The sequence below is a fragment of the Brachybacterium alimentarium genome (assembly GCF_002332425.1).
GTDB classification, from domain to species: domain Bacteria; phylum Actinomycetota; class Actinomycetes; order Actinomycetales; family Dermabacteraceae; genus Brachybacterium; species Brachybacterium alimentarium.
The window spans coordinates 13,191-29,818 of sequence record NZ_NRGS01000024.1 but is presented as its reverse complement, the minus strand read 5'-3'; the positions used below and the strand labels follow the sequence as shown (position 1 = coordinate 29,818).

The following is a 16,628-nucleotide window of genomic DNA, read 5'->3' as shown; positions in this document are numbered from 1 at the left end:
GCGTTCCGGCCCTTGCAAGCCGCCCGGGTCCAGCCCACGGCCGGAACCTCACGGCGTTCCGGCTCGCCGAGGTGCCCAGGGCGGGCCGTGGCGCCTCTGCCACCGAGTTATGTACCGCTACGACCGATGCTCGGCCCGGCATCGGTCGTAGCGGTACATTTCTCGCCGCTTGCCGCTTGCCGCTTGCCGCTCGCCGATTGCCACTTGCCACTCGCCGCTCGTCGCTCGCCGATTGCCACTTGCCACTCGCTCCTCGCCGCTCGCTCGTTGCGGGTGGATGCAGGTCGCGCGCGGTGCGGCGCACCCTGCAGGGTGCGAAGGGAGCAGGCGGGCTCAGACCTTGCGCATGAGGACCGAGTGCACGTGGTGGCTGCCGTCCTTGCGCAGCACGAGGTCCGCGCGGCCGCGGGTGGGGAGCACGTTCTCGGTGAGGTTCGGGCCGTTGATGGTGCGCCAGATCCGCTGCGCCGTCTGCACGGCCTGCTCATCGGAGAGGTCGGCGTAGCGCCGGAAGTAGGAGCGGGGGTCGGAGAACGCGGTGCGTCGCAGCTGGAGGAAGCGGTCGACGTACCAGCGCTGGACGTCCTCGACCCGAGCGTCGACGTAGACGGAGAAGTCGAAGAAGTCCGAGACCGCCATGCCCAGGCGTCCGTCGCGACGGGGGCGGGCCGGCTGCAGCACGTTCAGGCCTTCGAGGATCAGCACGTCGGGCTGCTCGACCACCACGCGCTCGTCCTCGAGGATGTCGTAGGTCAGGTGGGAGTACACCGGAGCCTCCACGCGGTCATGACCGGACTTCACGTCGGCCACGAAGCGCAGCAGGCCGCGGCGGTCATAGCTCTCCGGGAAGCCCTTGCGGTCCATGATCCCGCGTGCTTCGAGCTCGGCGTTGGGCAGCAGGAACCCGTCGGTCGTCACCAGCTGCACCTGCGGGGTCTCGGGCCAGCGGGCCATCAGCTCGCGCAGGAGGCGGGCGGTGGTCGACTTGCCGACGGCCACGGAACCGGCGACGCCGATGATGTACGGGGTGCGCTGCTGGGGCTGGGCGAGGAAGTCCTCGCGTGCGCGCCGCAGGGTCTGCGCCGCGGCGACCTGGATGTTCAGCAGGCGCGAGATCGGTCGGTAGACGGCATCGACCTCCTGGAGGTCGATGCGCTCGCCGAGACCGCGCAGACGGGTGACGTCCGCTTCGACCAGCGGCAGGGGGGTCTGTCGGGACAGCCGTGCCCAGTCCTCCCGCGGGATCTCCTCGAACGGGGTGACGGTGCTCGACGCTGAACCGGCCTTCATGTCGGCAATTCTCCCAGCATCGGGGACCGTTTCTCGCCATCTGGCTGTGAGAAGCGACCCGGAAGCGCAGGAAAAGTGCGCCGACAGCGTGCCGAGCCCGCGCCGAAGGAGCGTCGGCGGTGCGCCCAGGGCACCGTCGCGAGTGCGCCGAGTGCGCCGAGTGCGCCGAGGACGCCGTCGCGGGCGCGCTGGGGTCGCCCTCGTCGGCCGATACCGACCCTGATGCCTATGCCGAGCCCAATCCCGATCCCGATCCCGATCCTGAGCCCGATCCCAATCCCGATCCCGAGCCCAATCCCGACCCCGATCCTGATGCCGACCCCGAGCCCGAGCCCGATGCCGACCCCGATCCCGGACCGGCGAGGCGGGAGGGCGCGTCGACAAGTCAGTGCATGGACGAGGCCCGTGCATGAACGTGACCGACCGTGCTCACGTTCGACCATCCCCGGGCAGGGGACCCGGCAGAGGTGAGGAAGGCCTCGCGGCAGAACGGCCCTGGGCCCGAGAATCGGGGCGCTGATCATTAGCGTGAGCAGCATGTGTGGAATCGTCGGATACGCAGGCCCGAAGGCCTCAGCCCCCTCCTCCCGTCCCGTGGACGTCGCCCTCCAGGGCCTCGCCCGCCTCGAGTACCGCGGATACGACTCCGCCGGTGTCGCCGTGATCGATGACGACGCCGTGCGCGTCACCAAGCGCGCCGGCAAGCTCGCCAACCTCCGCGAGGCGCTCGCCAAGAGCTCCGGCAGCACCGAGACCACCGGGCGCGTCGCGATCGCCCATACCCGCTGGGCGACCCACGGCGGCCCCACCGACACCAACGCCCATCCCCACCTCGGCGGCCACGACCACGAGCTCGCCGTCGTGCACAACGGGATCATCGAGAACTTCGCGACCCTGCGCGCCGACCTCGAGGCTGACGGCTTCCGCTTCGCCTCCGAGACCGACTCCGAAGCCGCCGCCCACCTGGTGGCGCGCGAGATGACGCAGACCGGCGACCTCACCGAGGCGATGCGCCGCGCCGCCGCCTCCCTCGAGGGCGCCTTCACCCTCCTGGCCGTGCACCGCGATGCCCCGGACACCGTGGTCGCCGCCCGCCGCAACTCCCCGCTGGTGGTCGGTCTCGGTGACGGCGAGAACTTCCTCGGCTCGGACGTCGCCGCCTTCGTCGACTCCACCAAGGAGGCGCTCGAGATCGGTCAGGACCAGGTCGTCACCGTCACCGCGGACGACGTGCGGATCATCGGCTTCGATGGCGCGGAGGTCACCGACGCCGCGCGCTACACGATCGAGTGGGACGCCGCGGCCGCCCAGAAGGGCGGCTACCCCTCCTTCATGGCCAAGGAGATCCACGAGCAGGCCGGCGCCGTGGCCGACACCTTGCTGGGACGCCTGGAGAACGGCTCCCTCAAGCTCGACGAGATGGACATCGACCCCTCCGTGCTGCGCAGCGTCGACAAGATCGTCGTCGTCGCCTGCGGCACCGCCGCCAATGCCGGTGCCGTCGCGAAGTACGCGATCGAGCATTGGTGCCGTATCCCCACCGAGGTGGAGCTCGCCCATGAGTTCCGCTATCGCGATCCCGTCGTCACCGAGAAGACCCTCGTGGTGGCCATCTCGCAGTCCGGCGAGACCATGGACACCCTGATGGCCGTGCGCCACGCCCGTGAGCAGGGCGCCAAGGTCATCGCCCTGTGCAACACCCGTGGCTCGACCATCCCGCGAGAATCCGACGCCGCGCTGTACCTGCACGTCGGCCCCGAGATCGCCGTCGCCTCGACGAAGGCCTATCTCGGCCAGATCGCTGCCTGCTACCTGCTGGGCCTGTTCCTGGCCCAGGTGCGCGGCAACCTCTACCCCGACGAGATCGCGGCGCTCATGAGCGATCTCGAGCAGATCCCCGACCAGATCCAGCAGGTGCTGGACAGCTCCTCCCAGGTCGAGCGGCTCGCCCAGGACATGAAGGACGCCACGAGCGTGCTGTTCCTGGGCCGCCACGTCGGCTACCCGACCGCCATGGAGGGCGCGCTCAAGCTCAAGGAGATCGCCTACATCCACGCCGAGGGCTTCGCCGCCGGCGAGCTCAAGCACGGTCCGATCGCACTGGTCGAGGAGGGGCAGCCGGTGTTCGTCATCGTGCCCTCCCCGAACGGTCGCCACTCGCTGCACTCCAAGGTGGTCTCGAACATTCAGGAGGTGCGCGCCCGCGGTGCCCGCACCCTGGTGATCGCCGAGGAGGGCGACGACGCGGTGGTGCCCTACGCCGACGAGGTGATCCGGGTGCCCGCCACCCGCACCCTGTTCGCCGCGCTGCTCACCGTGATCCCGCTGCAGATCTTCTCGTGCGAGCTCGCGACCGCGAAGGGCCTGGACGTGGACCAGCCGCGCAACCTCGCGAAGTCGGTCACCGTCGAGTGATCGATCGCGATCGACCCTGAGTGAGCGTCCGTGAGCGACTCCCAGGAGCAGCTCTCACGAACGCTCCCCGAACGACCCTCACGAGCGACCCTCACGAGCGACGCCCGCAAGCGACTGCCGCGAGTGATGCCCGGCGGCCAGAGATGCTCGCAGCGGCGGGCACGAGCCTGTGACCTGCGCTCTCACCGACTCCCTGGTCCGAGTGTGATACTGCGAGGATGAGCAGTTTCCCGACCGCGACGCCGATGCCCGGCCCCGATGACGACTTCGGGGGCCGGGCGTTCGCGCCCCGTGAGGACGGCACCGTGGTGGGCGTGGGCATCGACGTCGTGGAGATCCCGCGGCTGTCGGCGATGCTCGAGCGCACCCCGGCACTGCTGGCGCGCCTGTTCACCCCGCGCGAGCGTGACCTCTCCGACGCCTCCCGCGCCGCCCGCGTTGCCGCGAAGGAGGCCGTGGGCAAGGCGCTCGGTGCCCCCGGGGACTTCTCCTGGCAGGACGTCACCGTCGAGCGCACGACGGTCCGCCGACCTTTCCTGCGACTGCGCGGGGCGACCCTGCGCGCGGCCGAGGCAGCGGGCGTGGAGCATCTGCACCTGTCGCTCTCGCACGACGGGCACATCGCCACGGCGATCGTCGTCGCCGAGCGCGGTGCCGGCACCGCAGGGTCGTCGCCGACCGGGCTCGCCGGGCCCGGGCTGCTCGACGCGACGCGAGCAGCCCGACCTGACGCGACCGGTTCTGCGGACGGAGGATCCACCGATGAAGGATCCGCCGACGCAGGATCTGCGGACGAAGGACCTGCCGACGAGGGGGAGTCATGATCACCGGATACACCGCCCAGGCCATCCGCTCTGCCGAGGAGCCGCTGCTCGCGGCCGGTGAGGCTCTCATGCAGCGTGCGGCCCGTGCCCTCGCCGGGCGCATCGCGGAACGCCTGCGCACTCGGGAGGAGCCCCGTCTGCTCGTGCTCGCAGGGCGCGGAGCGAACGGCGGCGACGCTCTCCACGCCGCGGCGATCCTGCGTCGCGAGGGCACAGGGATCGACGTGATCGCCACCGGGGACGACCTGCATGTCGAGGGTGAGGATGCGCTCCGCGCTGCCGGTGGCACCGTCCATGCCCTCTCCGATCTCGGCCCCGAGGATCTGCATGAGCGCCTCGCCGACGCCGATCTGGTGCTCGACGCGATGGTCGGCCTCGGAGGGCGCCCCGAGATCCCCGCACGCCTCGCCCCGCTGCTCGAGACGGTGCGACGCAGCGGCGTCCCCGTGCTCGCCGTCGACCTGCCCAGTTTCGTGGATGCGACCACCGGCCGCGCCGCGTCCGGAGCGCTCCCGGCCGTGGAGACCGTGACCTTCGGGGCCGTGAAGGCAGGGCTGCTGCTGCCCGGCGGCGCCGAGCTCGCGGGCGACCTCCACCTGGTCGGCATCGGCGTGGAGGACCAGCTGCCGGTGCAGCCCGCCGTGCAGCGCCTGGAGAGCGCCGACGTCGCCGCGCTGTGGCCGCATCCCGGGCGCGAGGCCAGCAAGTACACGCGCGGGGTGGTCGCGATCGCCGCCGGCAGTCCGCGCTTTCCCGGTGCCGCCGTGCTCGCCGCCTCCGGGGCCGCACGCTCCGGCGCCGGGATGGTGCGACTCATCGCCCCTCAGGAGGTCCTCGACCTCGTGCTGCATACCCGCCCCGAAGTGATCGGGCATCCGAGCACGCATATCGATCTCGAGGAGATCGGGCGCACGCAGGCCCTCGTCGTCGGCCCCGGACTGTCGGGTGAGGATCCTCGCACCCGGGACGGCGTCGACATCCTGGCGGTGGGCGGCGACCTCGAGCGCGGAGTGATCGACGCCGGAGGCCTCGACGCCCTCACGGCGGATCATCGTTTCGGGCAGCACGTCGTCCTCACCCCGCACCGCGGCGAGGCCGAGCGGATCGCCGCCCGGCTCGACGTGGACCCCGGTCTGCCCGGGGCCGACCTCGCCCCCGCTCTCGCGGCCGTGACCGGCGCGACCGTGCTGCTCAAGGGGGCGATCACGCTCATCGCCCCGGGCGACGGCGGACCGCTGCGGGCGCAGGACGACGCCACCTCGCAGCTCGCCACCGCCGGCACGGGGGACGTCCTCGCCGGAGCGCTCGGGACCCTGCTCGCCGCGGGCCTGGACGGTCCCGATGCGGCGGCGGCCGCGGCGATCCTCCACGGCCGCGCCGGCCTCCTCGCGTCCTCCGGGGGCCGCCTGCCCCTGGTCGCCCTGGACGTCGCCGACCGCCTCCCGGCCGCGCTCGGGGCTATCCTGACGGACGCCCTGTCGTGATCCAAGGAGCCCGATGACCATTCCGATCCCCGCCGAGGACCCTCGGCACGTGCCCAACCGGGCCGTGATCGACCCGTCCGCGATCACGCAGAACACGCGTGCGCTGACGGGGCTGCTCGAGGAGCACACCGCCCTGATGGCCGTGGTGAAGGCCGACGGCTACGGCCACGGCATGCTCACCGCGGCCCGCGCCGCCCTCGAGGGCGGCGCCACCTGGCTGGGCGTCGCCCATCCCGCCAGCGCCCTGGCACTGTCCCGCGCCGGTCTCGACGTGAACATCCTGACCTGGCTGTACGAGCCGCACACGGCCGAGACGGTGCTCCCCGAGGTGATCAGCTCGGGGATCAATGTGTCCGTCGGCTCCTCCGCGATGCTCGAGCTGGTCTCCGCCGCCGCCCGCCAGGCGGATCGCCGTGCCCGTGTGCACCTGAAGATCGACACCGGCATGGGACGCAACGGCGTGCTCCCGGAGCAGGTCCGCGAGATCGGTGCGGCCATGCGCGAGGACGACTTCATCGAGATCGCCGCCGCCTGGACCCATCTCACCGATGCGGATGATCCGTCGGACCCCTCCACCGATCAGGAGGTCGCGCGCTTCGACTCCGCCTGCGAGGCGCTCGAAGAGGAGGTGGGGCCGATCCCGCTGCAGCACCTCGCGAACTCCGCAGCCCTGCTCACCCGGCCCGATCTGCACCGCGACCTCGTGCGTCCCGGGATCGCCCTGTACGGCTACCCTCCGGTGCCGACCGACGTGCCGCTGCGCCCGGCGATGACTCTCACCAGCCGGCTCGCGCTGGTCAAGGAGGTCCCGGAGGGGACGACCATCGGCTACGGGCGGATCCGGACCACGGACCGCCGCACTCGACTGGGCCTGGTTCCCATCGGCTACGCCGACGGCCTGCACCGCGTGGCCAGCGACCGCTGCGAGGTGCTCGTGCGCACCGCCTCGGCGGACAGCCGTGCCCTGCAGGTGGGCCGCATCAGCATGGATCAGATCGTCATCGACCTCGGCCCGGACTCCGATGCCTGTGCCGGTGACGAGGTGTTCCTCTTCGGCGACGCCGAGGGAGCGCCTACGGGGCCCGCGGCGACCACGGCCGATGACTGGGCTCGCGCCGCCGGGACCATCCCCTACGAGATCCTCACCTCCGTCGCCGGTCGGGTCTCGCGGGAGGTCCGCGCATGACCGGGAGCGGGAACGGCACCCTCGAGATCCGCACGGTCGACGCCGACGGCACGCGCGCTGTCGCGGTCGCCCTGGCCGCGGTGCTCCGCGCCGGTGACCTGCTCGTCATGGACGGTCCGCTGGGCGCCGGGAAGACCACCTTCACCCAGGGCCTCGGGGACGGCCTGGGCGTGCGCGGCCCCGTCGCCTCCCCGACCTTCGTCATCGAGCGCGTGCACCCCAGCCTCGCCGGCGGCCCCGCCCTCGTGCACGTGGACGCCTACCGCCTCGGTGGGGGAGGGGACATCGACGATCTCGACCTCGACGCCGACCTCGACCAGGCGGTGACCGTCGTCGAATGGGGCCGCGATCGCGTCGAGCACCTCGTGGACTCGTATCTGCTGCTCGAGCTGGAGCGCCCCGACCAGGTCGACGACCCCGACGATCCCGACGAGCCCCGGACCCTGCGGATCACCCCGAGCGGACAGCGCTGGGACGAGGCCGCCCGTGACCAGCTGGCCGCCGCGCTGACACCCGTGGGAGCGCGTCTCACGGAGAGCCCGACCCCTGAGGAGAACCGCTGATGCTGCTGGGAATCGACACCTCCGGTGCGGTGAGCGTCGCCGTCGCCTCGGGCTCCGTCGACGGCGAGCCGACGATCCGTGCTGTGCGCGGGGACGAACGCTCCCGCCATCACGACGAGGTGCTGCTGGCCCTGATCGACGAGGCGATGGCCGCTGCCGGCGCGCAGCGCAGCGACCTCACCGGCATCGTGGTGGGTCGCGGGCCGGGCCCCTTCACCGGACTGCGGGTGGGGCTCGTCGTCGCGCGGAGCATCGCGAGCGTCCTGGACGTGCCGCTGCACGGGCTCAGCTCGCTGGACGCCCTGGCCCATCAGGCGCTCGCCGGAGCCGGCACCGAGAGTGCGAGCGTCGGCGTGGCGCTCGATGCGCGTCGGCGCGAGGTGTACTTCGCGCGATACCGCCGCGACGCCGACGGGCGCGTGACCCGCGAGGCGGAGCCCGCTGTCGCCGCCCCCGCATCGATCGCGGACGAGCTCGCGGCCTGCGACCTGCTGGTCGGCTCCGGCGCCGCGCTCTACCCGGAGCTCCTCCCGGCGACCGCCGAGCTGGTGCATGCGGACGCCGGGCATCTGATCCTCGCCGCCGCGCAGCTGACCGCCCAGGGCACCGACCTCTCCAGCACGGAACCGATGTACCTGCGCGAGCCCGACGCCGCGAAGCCCACAGCTCGCAAGAGCGCGCTGGGCCGCTGAGATGGCGATCCGACCGCAGCAGCCCGGCCGCCGAGCCGACGACCCGGACGCCTCGGGCCCCGGGGAGGCGCCCACGGGCGGACAGATCTCGGGGGAGTGGTCCCTGCGGTCGGCGACGCTCGCCGACGTCGAGGAGATCGCCGTCGCCGAGCTCGACCTGTTCCCCGACGAAGCCTGGAACGTGTTCCAGCTGGCGGAGGAGATCGCGCATCCCGACCGGCGCTACGTGGTCGCCGCCCAGGGGGCCGACGCGACGGGCGAGCTGCTCGGCTACGCCGGGATCATGCTCACCGGCGACCTGGCGGATCTGCACACCATCGGCACCCGCCGCGAGGGAGCAGGAATCGGCCGCGCCCTCCTCGCCTGGTGCGAGGAGCAGGCACGGCGCGGTGGGGCGGAGCGAATGCTGCTCGAGGTGCGGGAGGACAACGACCGCGCGCGAGCCTTCTATGCACGGGCCGGCTACCAGGAGATCGACCGTCGCCGCGGCTACTACCGGATCCGGGGCCGACGCATCGATGCCCTGGTCATGCAGCGTTCACTGACTGCCTGACTGCCTGACTGCCTGACTGCCTGACTGTGTGACCGGGTGAATGCGTGGCTGCCGACTTCCTGCCGCCTGCCTGGCTGAGAGCCTGAGCGATCGCGTGCCAGGCGGTTCGCCCGTCGGCCGGACCATCGGGCGTCCTGACCGGTCGGCTGCTCCATCGCAAGCCCGGCCGCCTGTCGAATGCGCAAGCGGCCGGGCACTGCCTCACAGGTAGTCGCGGACCTTCTGGAACAGGTCGGGGTAGTGCGCCTGGAGCCGCACCACGCTGAGCCGGAGGCCGACGAGGAAGGCGACCACACCGACGACGACCGAGACCAGACCGGCCACCAGCAGCAGCATCTCGCTGCCCACGACGAGTCCCCAGATCGCCAGGATGATCGTCGGGATCTGCGGCACGAACACCGCGGCCATGGCGATGGCCATGGTGAGCATCGCATTCGCGCTCGAGGCGGACTTGTCCTTCATCGGGTTGGTGCCGGGGGAGGAGGCCGGATAGGGCAGGATCGCGGCGACCGCGACCGCGGCACCCCATCCGGTGATCATCGTGCCCAGGGATGCCAGCACCACCAGCGGGACCAGGTGCCCCATGCCGTACAGCAGCGGCATCGCCACGGTGACCACGACCACCGCGGGCACCATGATCACGGCGATGGCCGCGACGCGCCCCAGCATGTTCGCGCGCGCCGGCAGGTTCGCGGTGATGTTCACCCAGCCTGACGGGCCGTCGAAGCCGATCTCGTTGCACAGGGAGATGCCGCTGAGACCGCACATGAACACGGTCATCGCGAGCATCATCGGGCGGGACTCGGGGAGCATCAGGCCCATCGCCACGAAGAACACGATGATCAGCGGATAGATGCCGACGGCGGCGAGATAGCGGGTGTCGCGCCGCCAGTAGCGCAGCGACTTCCCCAGCACTGCGCCGAAAGCGGAGGGCTTCACGAACCGCGGCACCAGGGAGGAGACCTTGGTGGTGCCCGAGGAGGCATCACCGGTCAGGGCCGAGGTGAGCGAGGCATCCAGCGAGCGACGCCACCACTGCCACATCACTGCGAACGTGGCGATGCCGATCACCGCGCGCAGCAGAGCCCGCAGCGCGTGCCCCTCGGCGAGATCCATCGGCACCGCGAAGAAGGCGCCGAAGGGTGTCCAGGCCAGCACGTCCACCACCCCGGGCAGCCAGCGCTGCACGAAGTCGACGTCGATCTCCGCGACCTTCTGCATGCTCAGCGAGAAGCCGTAGATCGCGGCGAACATGACCAGCATGCCGATGATGCCGCCGATCTCGCGGCCGCTGCGGGAGGAGGCGCGGCTCGCCGAATGGGCGAACCAGGCGCGCGGCAGCAGCAGGCACAGGGCGATGCCGGCGAGGTTGGCGGGGATCAGCAGCACCACGGCGGCGACGATCCAACCCGCACCCTGGCCGAACACGACCAGCCACAGCACCTCGAAGGCCGTGGCGATCGCGACGGCGAGCACCGTGAAGATGCTCGGCAGGCTCAGCGCGGCCGCGGCGAACATGCCCGGCTGGAGCTCCTTGGCGGAGCGCGGATACAGGGCGAAACGACGGGGGTCCAGGGTGTCGTCGAGACCGAAGGCCAGCACCGGGAGCAGGAACCACACCAGCACCGTCAGCGCCCCGAGACCGCGGATGATCATCGGGAACAGGTCGCCCTCGCCGCTCCACAGCGTGGCACCGAGGAAGGCGAAGACGAGGCCCACCATGCCTCCGAGGCCGTACAGCACCCCGATCAGGGTGCCGATGAGCTTGCCGATGTTCTTGCGGTAGGAGCGCTTCCACAGCGTCCACTTGAGCGTCAGCAGCAGGCGGACCAGGGACTTCTGGGAGATCGCGCCGTGGCGGACGTCCGTCGCCGAGGCGGTCGCGACGTGCTCGCTGCTCAGGACTCCAGCCATGACAGGCTCCCCTCCGCGACGTCGCCGCCGCCGACGAGATCGATGAACGTCTGGACGAGGCTGCCGCCCTGGCGGACCTCGTCGAGCGTGCCGTCCGCCAGCAGCTGGCCGTCGGCGATGATCGCGACGTGGCTGCACAGCCCCTCGACCAGCTCCATCACGTGGCTGGAGAGCACCACGGTGCCGCCGCCGTCCACATAGGCGGTGAGGATCTTCCGGATCACCTGTGCGGAGACCGGGTCCACCGCCTCCAGGGGCTCATCGAGCACGAGCAGCCGGGGCGCGTGCAGCAGCGCGCAGGCCAGCAGGATCTTCTTCGTCATGCCGGCCGAGTAGTCGACCACGAGCTTGCCGTCCTCGCCGGCGAGGTCCAGCGCTGTCAGCAGGGACAGGCTGCGCTCCTCGACGACATCGGCCTCCATCCCGCGGATCAGACCCACATAGGTGAGCAGCTCGCGTCCGGTGAGGCGGTCGAAGGTCTGCAGACCGTCCGCGAGCACGCCGATCTGGGCCTTCGCCGTGGTGGGATCCGCCCACATGTCCGTGCCGAGGATGTGGGCGGTGCCGCCGTTGGGTCGCAGCAGACCGGTCGCCATGGAGAGCGTGGTGGTCTTGCCGGCGCCGTTGGGGCCGACCATCCCGTAGAACGAGCCGCGGGGCACGTCCAGGGAGATCCCGTGGACCACCTCGGCCGAGCCGAAGGATTTGCGCAGCCCGCGGATCGACAGGGCCGACTGCGCGGAGACCGCGGCGTCGGCCGAGACCGGGGCGGCGACGCCGGTGACCGCTGCCGGATCGGCGGCAGGCCGCTCACCCGACTGCGGCGTGCTGGGATCGGGGTATCCGGGGGAGGCCGAGGAGGAGGGGTCGACGGTGTGCATGGGAACACGCTACCGAGACGAGCACCTCACGCTCTCCATCGGTCGGTCACGGGGCCCCCGACCTTCGTCGAATGGGTGACCTGCACGCCAGGGGGCGGAGCCGATTAGGATGCGCAGAGCCGCACTGGCCCGATGGAAGGAATCCCATGTCGAAGCTGAGCCCCACCTCGCGGGCACCGAGCCTCGCACCGGAGGTCGAGGAGATCCCGCTCGGGGTCCGACGGCTTGCGTCCTGGTCATGGCGGATCATCGTGATCGTCGCCGCGGCCGCACTGCTCCTGTGGGGTCTGCTACAGGTCACGACGATCGTGATCCCGGTGCTCCTGGCCGTCCTGCTGGCCTGCCTGCTGACTCCGGTGGTCAAGCTGCTGACCCGCTACACGTTCCTGGGTCGCACAGCGGCCAGCGGCATCGCGCTGTTGGGGCTGCTCCTGGTCATCTCGGGCATGTTCACCCTCGCGGGGCGGCAGCTGATCACCCAGTTGGCCGACATCCAGGACAAGGCCGTCACCGGTTTCCAGTCCGTCATGACCTGGGCGACGACGACGTTCCAGATCGATGCGCCGATGATCGACTCGGCGATCGACGAGGGCCTCGCCAAGCTGCAGGACAACGCGGACACGGTGCTGAACTCGGCCGTCAGCACCGCAGCGGTCCTCGGCAACCTCGCCACCGGCGTCGTGGTGCTGCTGTTCACCCTGTTCTTCCTGCTCTCCAGCGGTTCGTCGATCTGGAGCTGGACGGTGGGTCTGCTGCCCCCGGCGGCTCGCGTCCCCACCCATGAGGCGTTCCGTCGCGGCTGGAAGGCGCTGTCGGCCTACGTCCGCACCCAGATCCTGGTCGCTGCGGTCGATGCGACGGGAATCGCGATAGGCATGGTCTTCCTCGGTCTCGGCTCCTATGCCGTGCCGATCTGGCTGCTCGTCTTCCTGTTCTCCTTCGTCCCGCTGGTGGGTGCGATCGCCTCGGGGGCGATCGCCATCCTCATCGTCCTGGTGCTGCAGAACTGGATCTTCGCTCTGATCATGCTCGGCATCGTGCTGGTGGTTCAGCAGCTCGAGAGCAACATCCTGCAGCCGATCCTGATGGGCAAGGCCGTCGAGCTGCATCCGCTCGCGGTGTTCCTCGGCGTCGCCGGCGGCGCGATGATCGCCGGCATCCCCGGCGCTCTGTTCGCGATCCCGCTGATCGCGTTCGTCAACGCGACCCTGCTGTACCTCGTCGGCCGCGACTCGAGCCCGGAGCTGGGCGTGGACACGATCGCCGCAGACCACTTCGCCTCGCTCGGAGGCAATCGCCCCGCCCACGTCACCGCGGGTGCCGACGCCTCGGACGACGGCGACGCGTCGGAGGGCACAGCCGCGTCGGACGCTCCTGATGCGTCGGAGGGCGCAGCCGCGTCGGACGATGCGTCCACCTCGCAGGGTGTGCAGACCGCACCGGCTCCGCTTCCTGCGGGGGCTCGTGAGGGTCTCGCGGCCGAGGGTGCCACCGCGCCGCTCCAGGGTCGGCGCCGTTCCGACGGGGCCGACGGCACCGGCCGCGAGGACGGACCTGACGGCGCGGACCGTCCGGCCGGAACCGGCGACGGCCAGGCCCCCGCGCAGGACCGCCAGAGCCCGTCGTCCCCCTCCGATCAGGACTCAGCGGACGGGAGATGAGCCAGAATCCGTCGGCCTCGTCCGGTCGGGGACTGAGCGGGCGGAGACACTGAGCGGACGGAGACACCGAGCGGACGGAGACGCCTTCGGGCGGCCCGCACGGACGACATGAGAGAGGCCCCCGATCCGGCTGATGCCGGGTTCGGGGGCCTCTCTCATGCGCTGCGGGGCGGCGCTGCGCTCGCTCGGGCGTCGGAACGCTCAGGCGCTGATGCTCAAGCGCCGATGCTCACGGGGTGTACGGCTTGGCCTTGACGATCGAGATCGGGAAGGACTTCCCGTTCGGTGCGGTGTAATCCACCGTGTCGCCGACCTTCGAGCCGTGGATCGCGCTGCCCAGCGGCGACTGCGTGGAATAGACCTCGAGGTCGTCGTTGTCCGCGATCTCGCGGTTGCCCAGGAGGAACGTGCGCTCCTTGCCGGCCATCTCGATCACGACGACCATGCCGGGCTCGACGACGCCGTCGTCCTTCGGCGCTTCGCCCACCACGGCGTTCTTCAGGAGCCGCTGGAGATCGGCGATGCGCGCCTCCATCTTCCCCTGCTCCTCGCGGGCGGCATGGTATCCGCCGTTCTCCTTGAGGTCGCCCTCATCGCGCGCAAGAGCAACGGTCTCTGCGATCTCGGAACGTCCGGGGCCTTCGAGCTCCTCGAGCTCCTTGGCCAGGCGGTCGTACGCGTCCTGGGTGAGCCAGGCGCCATTCGGCTGGCTGCTCATGGGTTCACTCCTGTCGTCTTCGGTCGGCGCGCATCGGGACGTCGAAAGGGCCCCTATACGCGAATCACGGGGCACATGTCCTCATGCGCCCCGTGCTGCGGGTGATGAACACCGGCTCAATGCCGGTTTCGGAGTACCTTACACCGGACGATTCATGATTCCGGGGAACCCGGGAAGGATTTCGCGGTGCGAGGAACCCGCTGGTCCCGGGTGCGCAGACCGATCGATGAGGGGCCTGCCGTGCGAGCCGGCAGCTCCCGCGACAGGCCCGCGTTGCGTCCCCGGGTGGGATCGCGCGGGCCGGTCTCACGCGGGATCGCGCGGGCCGGTCACGCGGGATCGCAGCCCAGGACTTCGGCGGAGACCGCGGCGCCCTGGGTGGAGATCTCGACCCGCTGCACGCTGTGGCGGGAGCTCTGCGCCGGAACGTGGGTCTCGACGAAGCCGACCTGTGCCCGACCGGAGTTCAGGGCCTGGATCCGGCAGGTGGCCTCAGTGCCCGGTTTCATCGTGAGCTGGTAGTCCACGGCGATGACGTCGTCGGCGACGTGGTCGTAGCCGACCATCTCGGCGCGGATCGGGGCGCTCACCGACCAGTAGCCCACCAGGGCGACCACGGCGACGAACACCGCCGCGGCCACCGCGATCAGCACACGCGCCGTGCGCTTCGAGATGCGCGGAGCGCCGTACCGTTCCGCCGAGCGCTGCTGGGTGCCGTTCATGGTCTCAGTGTCCCAGACCCGGGCCGACAGGTCTCCCAGGTCGGCAGGCGCGAGGAGTGACCTGTCACGCCTGTGTTCGCGGGCCGTACCACCCCGTGAACCCGCAGGCGCAGTGGCGTACGATCGGACGCTGGTGCGAACCTTTCGCGAGCTCGCACCGGTTCTCGGGGAACCTCGTCCCCGTCCAGCTGATTGCGAGGAGAACCGTGACCGTCGAGATGCCCACCCCCGATGAGACGCTGCGGATGGTGGCCGTCCACGCACACCCGGATGATGAGTCCTCCAAGGGTGCGGGATCGACCGCGCGCTATGCCCGCGAGGGAGCTCAGGTCACCGTGATCACCTGCACCGGGGGTGAGCGCGGGGACGTGCTGAACCCGCGCCTTCGCGATGACCCCAGCCTGACGCGCGACGTCCTGCCGTCGGTGCGCCGTCAGGAGATGGCCAACGCCCAGGAGATCCTGGGGGTGGACCACGAGTGGCTCGGCTTCGTCGACTCCGGCCTGCCCGAGGGCGACCCGCTGCCGCCGCTGCCGGAGGGCTGCTTCGCGGCGCTGCCCATCGAGGAGGCAGCCCGACCGCTGGTCGAGGCCGTGCGCCGCCTGCGCCCGCACGTGATGACCACGTACGACGAGAACGGCGGGTACCCGCATCCGGACCACATCCAGGTCAACCGGATCAGCGTGGCGGCCTTCGACCTCGCCGCCGATCCCGAGTTCGCCCCGGAGCTCGGCGCGCCCTGGGCGATCGCCAAGCTCTACTACATCAACGGTTTCCATCGTCAGCGGTTCTCCGCCGTCGCCCGTCACCTGCGTGCCTCCGGGGCTCCTAACGAGGAGCTCGAGCAGATGATGGCCCGCTTCGACGAATCCACCGACCGCCTGCTGACGACGCGCATCGATGTGCGCGACTACCTCGGCGTGCGCGACGATGCGCTGCGTGCGCACGCCACCCAGGTGGACCCCGACGGCCCGTTCTTCCGGATCACGCACGACGCCGAGATCTCCGCGTGGGGCACCGAGGACTACGAGCTGCACATCTCGCGTATTGGGGTGAAGCTCCCGGAGAACGATCTGTTCGCCGGCCTGCGCCATGAGCGGATCGAGGCTCGCGCATGAGCGGCGCCGAGCTCGCCGAGGCAGTGGGGAGCCGGGGCGTCGTGCTGGCGGATCCGTTCCCCTCGGACGACGGCGGCTTCACCTCCGCGACCGTCACGCCAGGACTGCCCGGCTTCGTCGCGATGTTCATCCTGGCGGTGGTCGTGGTCCTGCTGGTGCTCGACATGACCCGCCGCACCCGTCGCGTGTCCGCGCGCGCCGCGGCTCGTGAGCGCGTCGATGCCGAAGAGGCCGAGAAGGCCGAGAAGGCCGAAGAGGCCGACAGGGCTGCGAAGTCGGAGTTGGAGACGGACGTGGACGACGAGGAGGAGGCCGAGCACGCGGAGGAGGCCGCGAGGGCGACCGAGGGAGCGGCATCGGCGGATGACGCGTCGACCGACGGGACGGCATCGGCCCGTGGCGAGGCCTCTCCTGACCGCGCGGATGAGCGCAGCAGCCTCGAGGACCCGGATCCCGCGGAGGGCATCGCCCCGCACGGCGGGGTGTCCGGCGAGCACGGGACCACGCTGGAGGACGACCCGGACGACGACCGTCGGTGAGCGCGGCGGGCTCGGACACCCCGTTGCCCAGCGTCCGTCGCCCGTCATCGGTGGCACGTCCCGCGTTG

Annotated in this window: 16 protein-coding genes; 11 read left to right on the top strand and 5 right to left on the bottom strand. The window is 71.0% G+C overall.

Features of this window, described 5'->3' with window-relative positions:
* Positions 1-333 precede the first annotated feature (333 nt).
* Positions 334-1,290, bottom strand: coding sequence for a type I pantothenate kinase (gene coaA, locus CIK71_RS13855; RefSeq protein WP_096166267.1), 957 nt, complete (start codon positions 1,288-1,290; stop codon positions 334-336).
* Positions 1,291-1,409: 119 nt separating this feature from the next.
* On the opposite strand from coaA, the gene CIK71_RS17785 reads away from it, so the two are divergent.
* The 8 genes from CIK71_RS17785 (at position 1,410) to CIK71_RS13815 (ending at position 9,007) form a co-directional block, all read left to right on the top strand.
* Positions 1,410-1,703 (top strand): hypothetical protein, encoded by a 294-nt coding sequence (locus tag CIK71_RS17785; protein WP_176485655.1) that lies wholly within the window; start codon positions 1,410-1,412, stop codon positions 1,701-1,703.
* A 124-nt stretch (positions 1,704-1,827) separates the two neighbouring features.
* A complete protein-coding gene (gene glmS, locus CIK71_RS13845; protein ID WP_096166266.1) occupies positions 1,828-3,705 on the top strand; it encodes a glutamine--fructose-6-phosphate transaminase (isomerizing) in 1,878 nt (625 codons plus the stop codon).
* 218 nt (positions 3,706-3,923) lie between these two features.
* Entirely contained in the window at positions 3,924-4,529 is a 606-nt protein-coding gene (locus tag CIK71_RS13840; protein WP_096166265.1) for a holo-ACP synthase, read from the top strand.
* Positions 4,526-6,013: an NAD(P)H-hydrate dehydratase gene (locus tag CIK71_RS13835; RefSeq protein ID WP_096166264.1), complete on the top strand. Its 1,488-nt coding sequence runs from the start codon at positions 4,526-4,528 to the stop codon at positions 6,011-6,013. The genes CIK71_RS13840 and CIK71_RS13835 overlap by 4 nt, the downstream gene beginning before the upstream one ends.
* Positions 6,014-6,026: 13 nt before the next feature.
* Positions 6,027-7,199 (top strand): alanine racemase, encoded by a 1,173-nt coding sequence (alr, locus tag CIK71_RS13830; protein WP_096166263.1) that lies wholly within the window; start codon positions 6,027-6,029, stop codon positions 7,197-7,199.
* Positions 7,196-7,762, top strand: a complete 567-nt coding sequence (gene tsaE / locus CIK71_RS13825; RefSeq protein ID WP_096166262.1) for a tRNA (adenosine(37)-N6)-threonylcarbamoyltransferase complex ATPase subunit type 1 TsaE — start codon at positions 7,196-7,198, stop codon at positions 7,760-7,762. Before alr ends, tsaE begins: the two co-directional genes overlap by 4 nt.
* Positions 7,762-8,454, top strand: coding sequence for a tRNA (adenosine(37)-N6)-threonylcarbamoyltransferase complex dimerization subunit type 1 TsaB (gene tsaB, locus CIK71_RS13820; RefSeq protein WP_096166261.1), 693 nt, complete (start codon positions 7,762-7,764; stop codon positions 8,452-8,454). The genes tsaE and tsaB overlap by 1 nt, the downstream gene beginning before the upstream one ends.
* Before the next feature lies 1 nt (position 8,455).
* Positions 8,456-9,007 carry a GNAT family N-acetyltransferase gene (locus tag CIK71_RS13815; protein WP_096166260.1) on the top strand — a complete coding sequence of 184 codons (552 nt, stop codon included), beginning with the start codon at positions 8,456-8,458 and terminating at the stop codon, positions 9,005-9,007.
* A 201-nt stretch (positions 9,008-9,208) separates the two neighbouring features.
* Here CIK71_RS13815 and CIK71_RS13810 read toward each other — a convergent pair whose 3' ends face one another.
* Positions 9,209-10,921 carry a hypothetical protein gene (locus CIK71_RS13810; protein WP_096166259.1) on the bottom strand — a complete coding sequence of 571 codons (1,713 nt, stop codon included), beginning with the start codon at positions 10,919-10,921 and terminating at the stop codon, positions 9,209-9,211.
* Positions 10,906-11,802 (bottom strand): ABC transporter ATP-binding protein, encoded by an 897-nt coding sequence (locus CIK71_RS13805; protein ID WP_096166258.1) that lies wholly within the window; start codon positions 11,800-11,802, stop codon positions 10,906-10,908. Before CIK71_RS13805 ends, CIK71_RS13810 begins: the two co-directional genes overlap by 16 nt.
* A gap of 146 nt (positions 11,803-11,948) precedes the next feature.
* Between CIK71_RS13805 and CIK71_RS13800 the strand changes: the two genes are divergently transcribed.
* Complete coding sequence (locus CIK71_RS13800; protein ID WP_096166257.1) at positions 11,949-13,463, top strand: AI-2E family transporter; 1,515 nt, start codon at positions 11,949-11,951, stop codon at positions 13,461-13,463.
* Positions 13,464-13,692: 229 nt separating this feature from the next.
* Here CIK71_RS13800 and greA read toward each other — a convergent pair whose 3' ends face one another.
* Positions 13,693-14,181 (bottom strand): transcription elongation factor GreA, encoded by a 489-nt coding sequence (greA, locus tag CIK71_RS13795; RefSeq protein ID WP_096166256.1) that lies wholly within the window; start codon positions 14,179-14,181, stop codon positions 13,693-13,695.
* A gap of 329 nt (positions 14,182-14,510) precedes the next feature.
* A complete protein-coding gene (locus CIK71_RS13790) occupies positions 14,511-14,903 on the bottom strand; it encodes a DUF4307 domain-containing protein (RefSeq protein ID WP_096166255.1) in 393 nt (130 codons plus the stop codon).
* Between the two features lie 206 nt (positions 14,904-15,109).
* On the opposite strand from CIK71_RS13790, the gene mca reads away from it, so the two are divergent.
* Positions 15,110-16,021 (top strand): mycothiol conjugate amidase Mca, encoded by a 912-nt coding sequence (mca, locus tag CIK71_RS13785; RefSeq protein WP_096166254.1) that lies wholly within the window; start codon positions 15,110-15,112, stop codon positions 16,019-16,021.
* A complete protein-coding gene (locus CIK71_RS13780; protein ID WP_096166253.1) occupies positions 16,018-16,560 on the top strand; it encodes a hypothetical protein in 543 nt (180 codons plus the stop codon). The genes mca and CIK71_RS13780 overlap by 4 nt, the downstream gene beginning before the upstream one ends.
* Positions 16,561-16,628 lie beyond the last annotated feature (68 nt).

What these genes read in the sequence shown, in the direction of transcription:
- coaA (WP_096166267.1), bottom strand. Translation starts at nt 1,290, where the DNA reads ATGAAGGCCGGTTCAGCGTCGAGCACCGTCACCCCGTTCGAGGAGATC.
- glmS (WP_096166266.1), top strand. Translation starts at nt 1,828, where the DNA reads ATGTGTGGAATCGTCGGATACGCAGGCCCGAAGGCCTCAGCCCCCTCC.
- CIK71_RS13840 (WP_096166265.1), top strand. Translation starts at nt 3,924, where the DNA reads ATGAGCAGTTTCCCGACCGCGACGCCGATGCCCGGCCCCGATGACGAC.
- CIK71_RS13835 (WP_096166264.1), top strand. Translation starts at nt 4,526, where the DNA reads ATGATCACCGGATACACCGCCCAGGCCATCCGCTCTGCCGAGGAGCCG.
- alr (WP_096166263.1), top strand. Translation starts at nt 6,027, where the DNA reads ATGACCATTCCGATCCCCGCCGAGGACCCTCGGCACGTGCCCAACCGG.
- tsaE (WP_096166262.1), top strand. Translation starts at nt 7,196, where the DNA reads ATGACCGGGAGCGGGAACGGCACCCTCGAGATCCGCACGGTCGACGCC.
- tsaB (WP_096166261.1), top strand. Translation starts at nt 7,762, where the DNA reads ATGCTGCTGGGAATCGACACCTCCGGTGCGGTGAGCGTCGCCGTCGCC.
- CIK71_RS13815 (WP_096166260.1), top strand. Translation starts at nt 8,456, where the DNA reads ATGGCGATCCGACCGCAGCAGCCCGGCCGCCGAGCCGACGACCCGGAC.
- CIK71_RS13810 (WP_096166259.1), bottom strand. Translation starts at nt 10,921, where the DNA reads ATGGCTGGAGTCCTGAGCAGCGAGCACGTCGCGACCGCCTCGGCGACG.
- CIK71_RS13805 (WP_096166258.1), bottom strand. Translation starts at nt 11,802, where the DNA reads ATGCACACCGTCGACCCCTCCTCCTCGGCCTCCCCCGGATACCCCGAT.
- CIK71_RS13800 (WP_096166257.1), top strand. Translation starts at nt 11,949, where the DNA reads ATGTCGAAGCTGAGCCCCACCTCGCGGGCACCGAGCCTCGCACCGGAG.
- greA (WP_096166256.1), bottom strand. Translation starts at nt 14,181, where the DNA reads ATGAGCAGCCAGCCGAATGGCGCCTGGCTCACCCAGGACGCGTACGAC.
- CIK71_RS13790 (WP_096166255.1), bottom strand. Translation starts at nt 14,903, where the DNA reads ATGAACGGCACCCAGCAGCGCTCGGCGGAACGGTACGGCGCTCCGCGC.
- CIK71_RS13780 (WP_096166253.1), top strand. Translation starts at nt 16,018, where the DNA reads ATGAGCGGCGCCGAGCTCGCCGAGGCAGTGGGGAGCCGGGGCGTCGTG.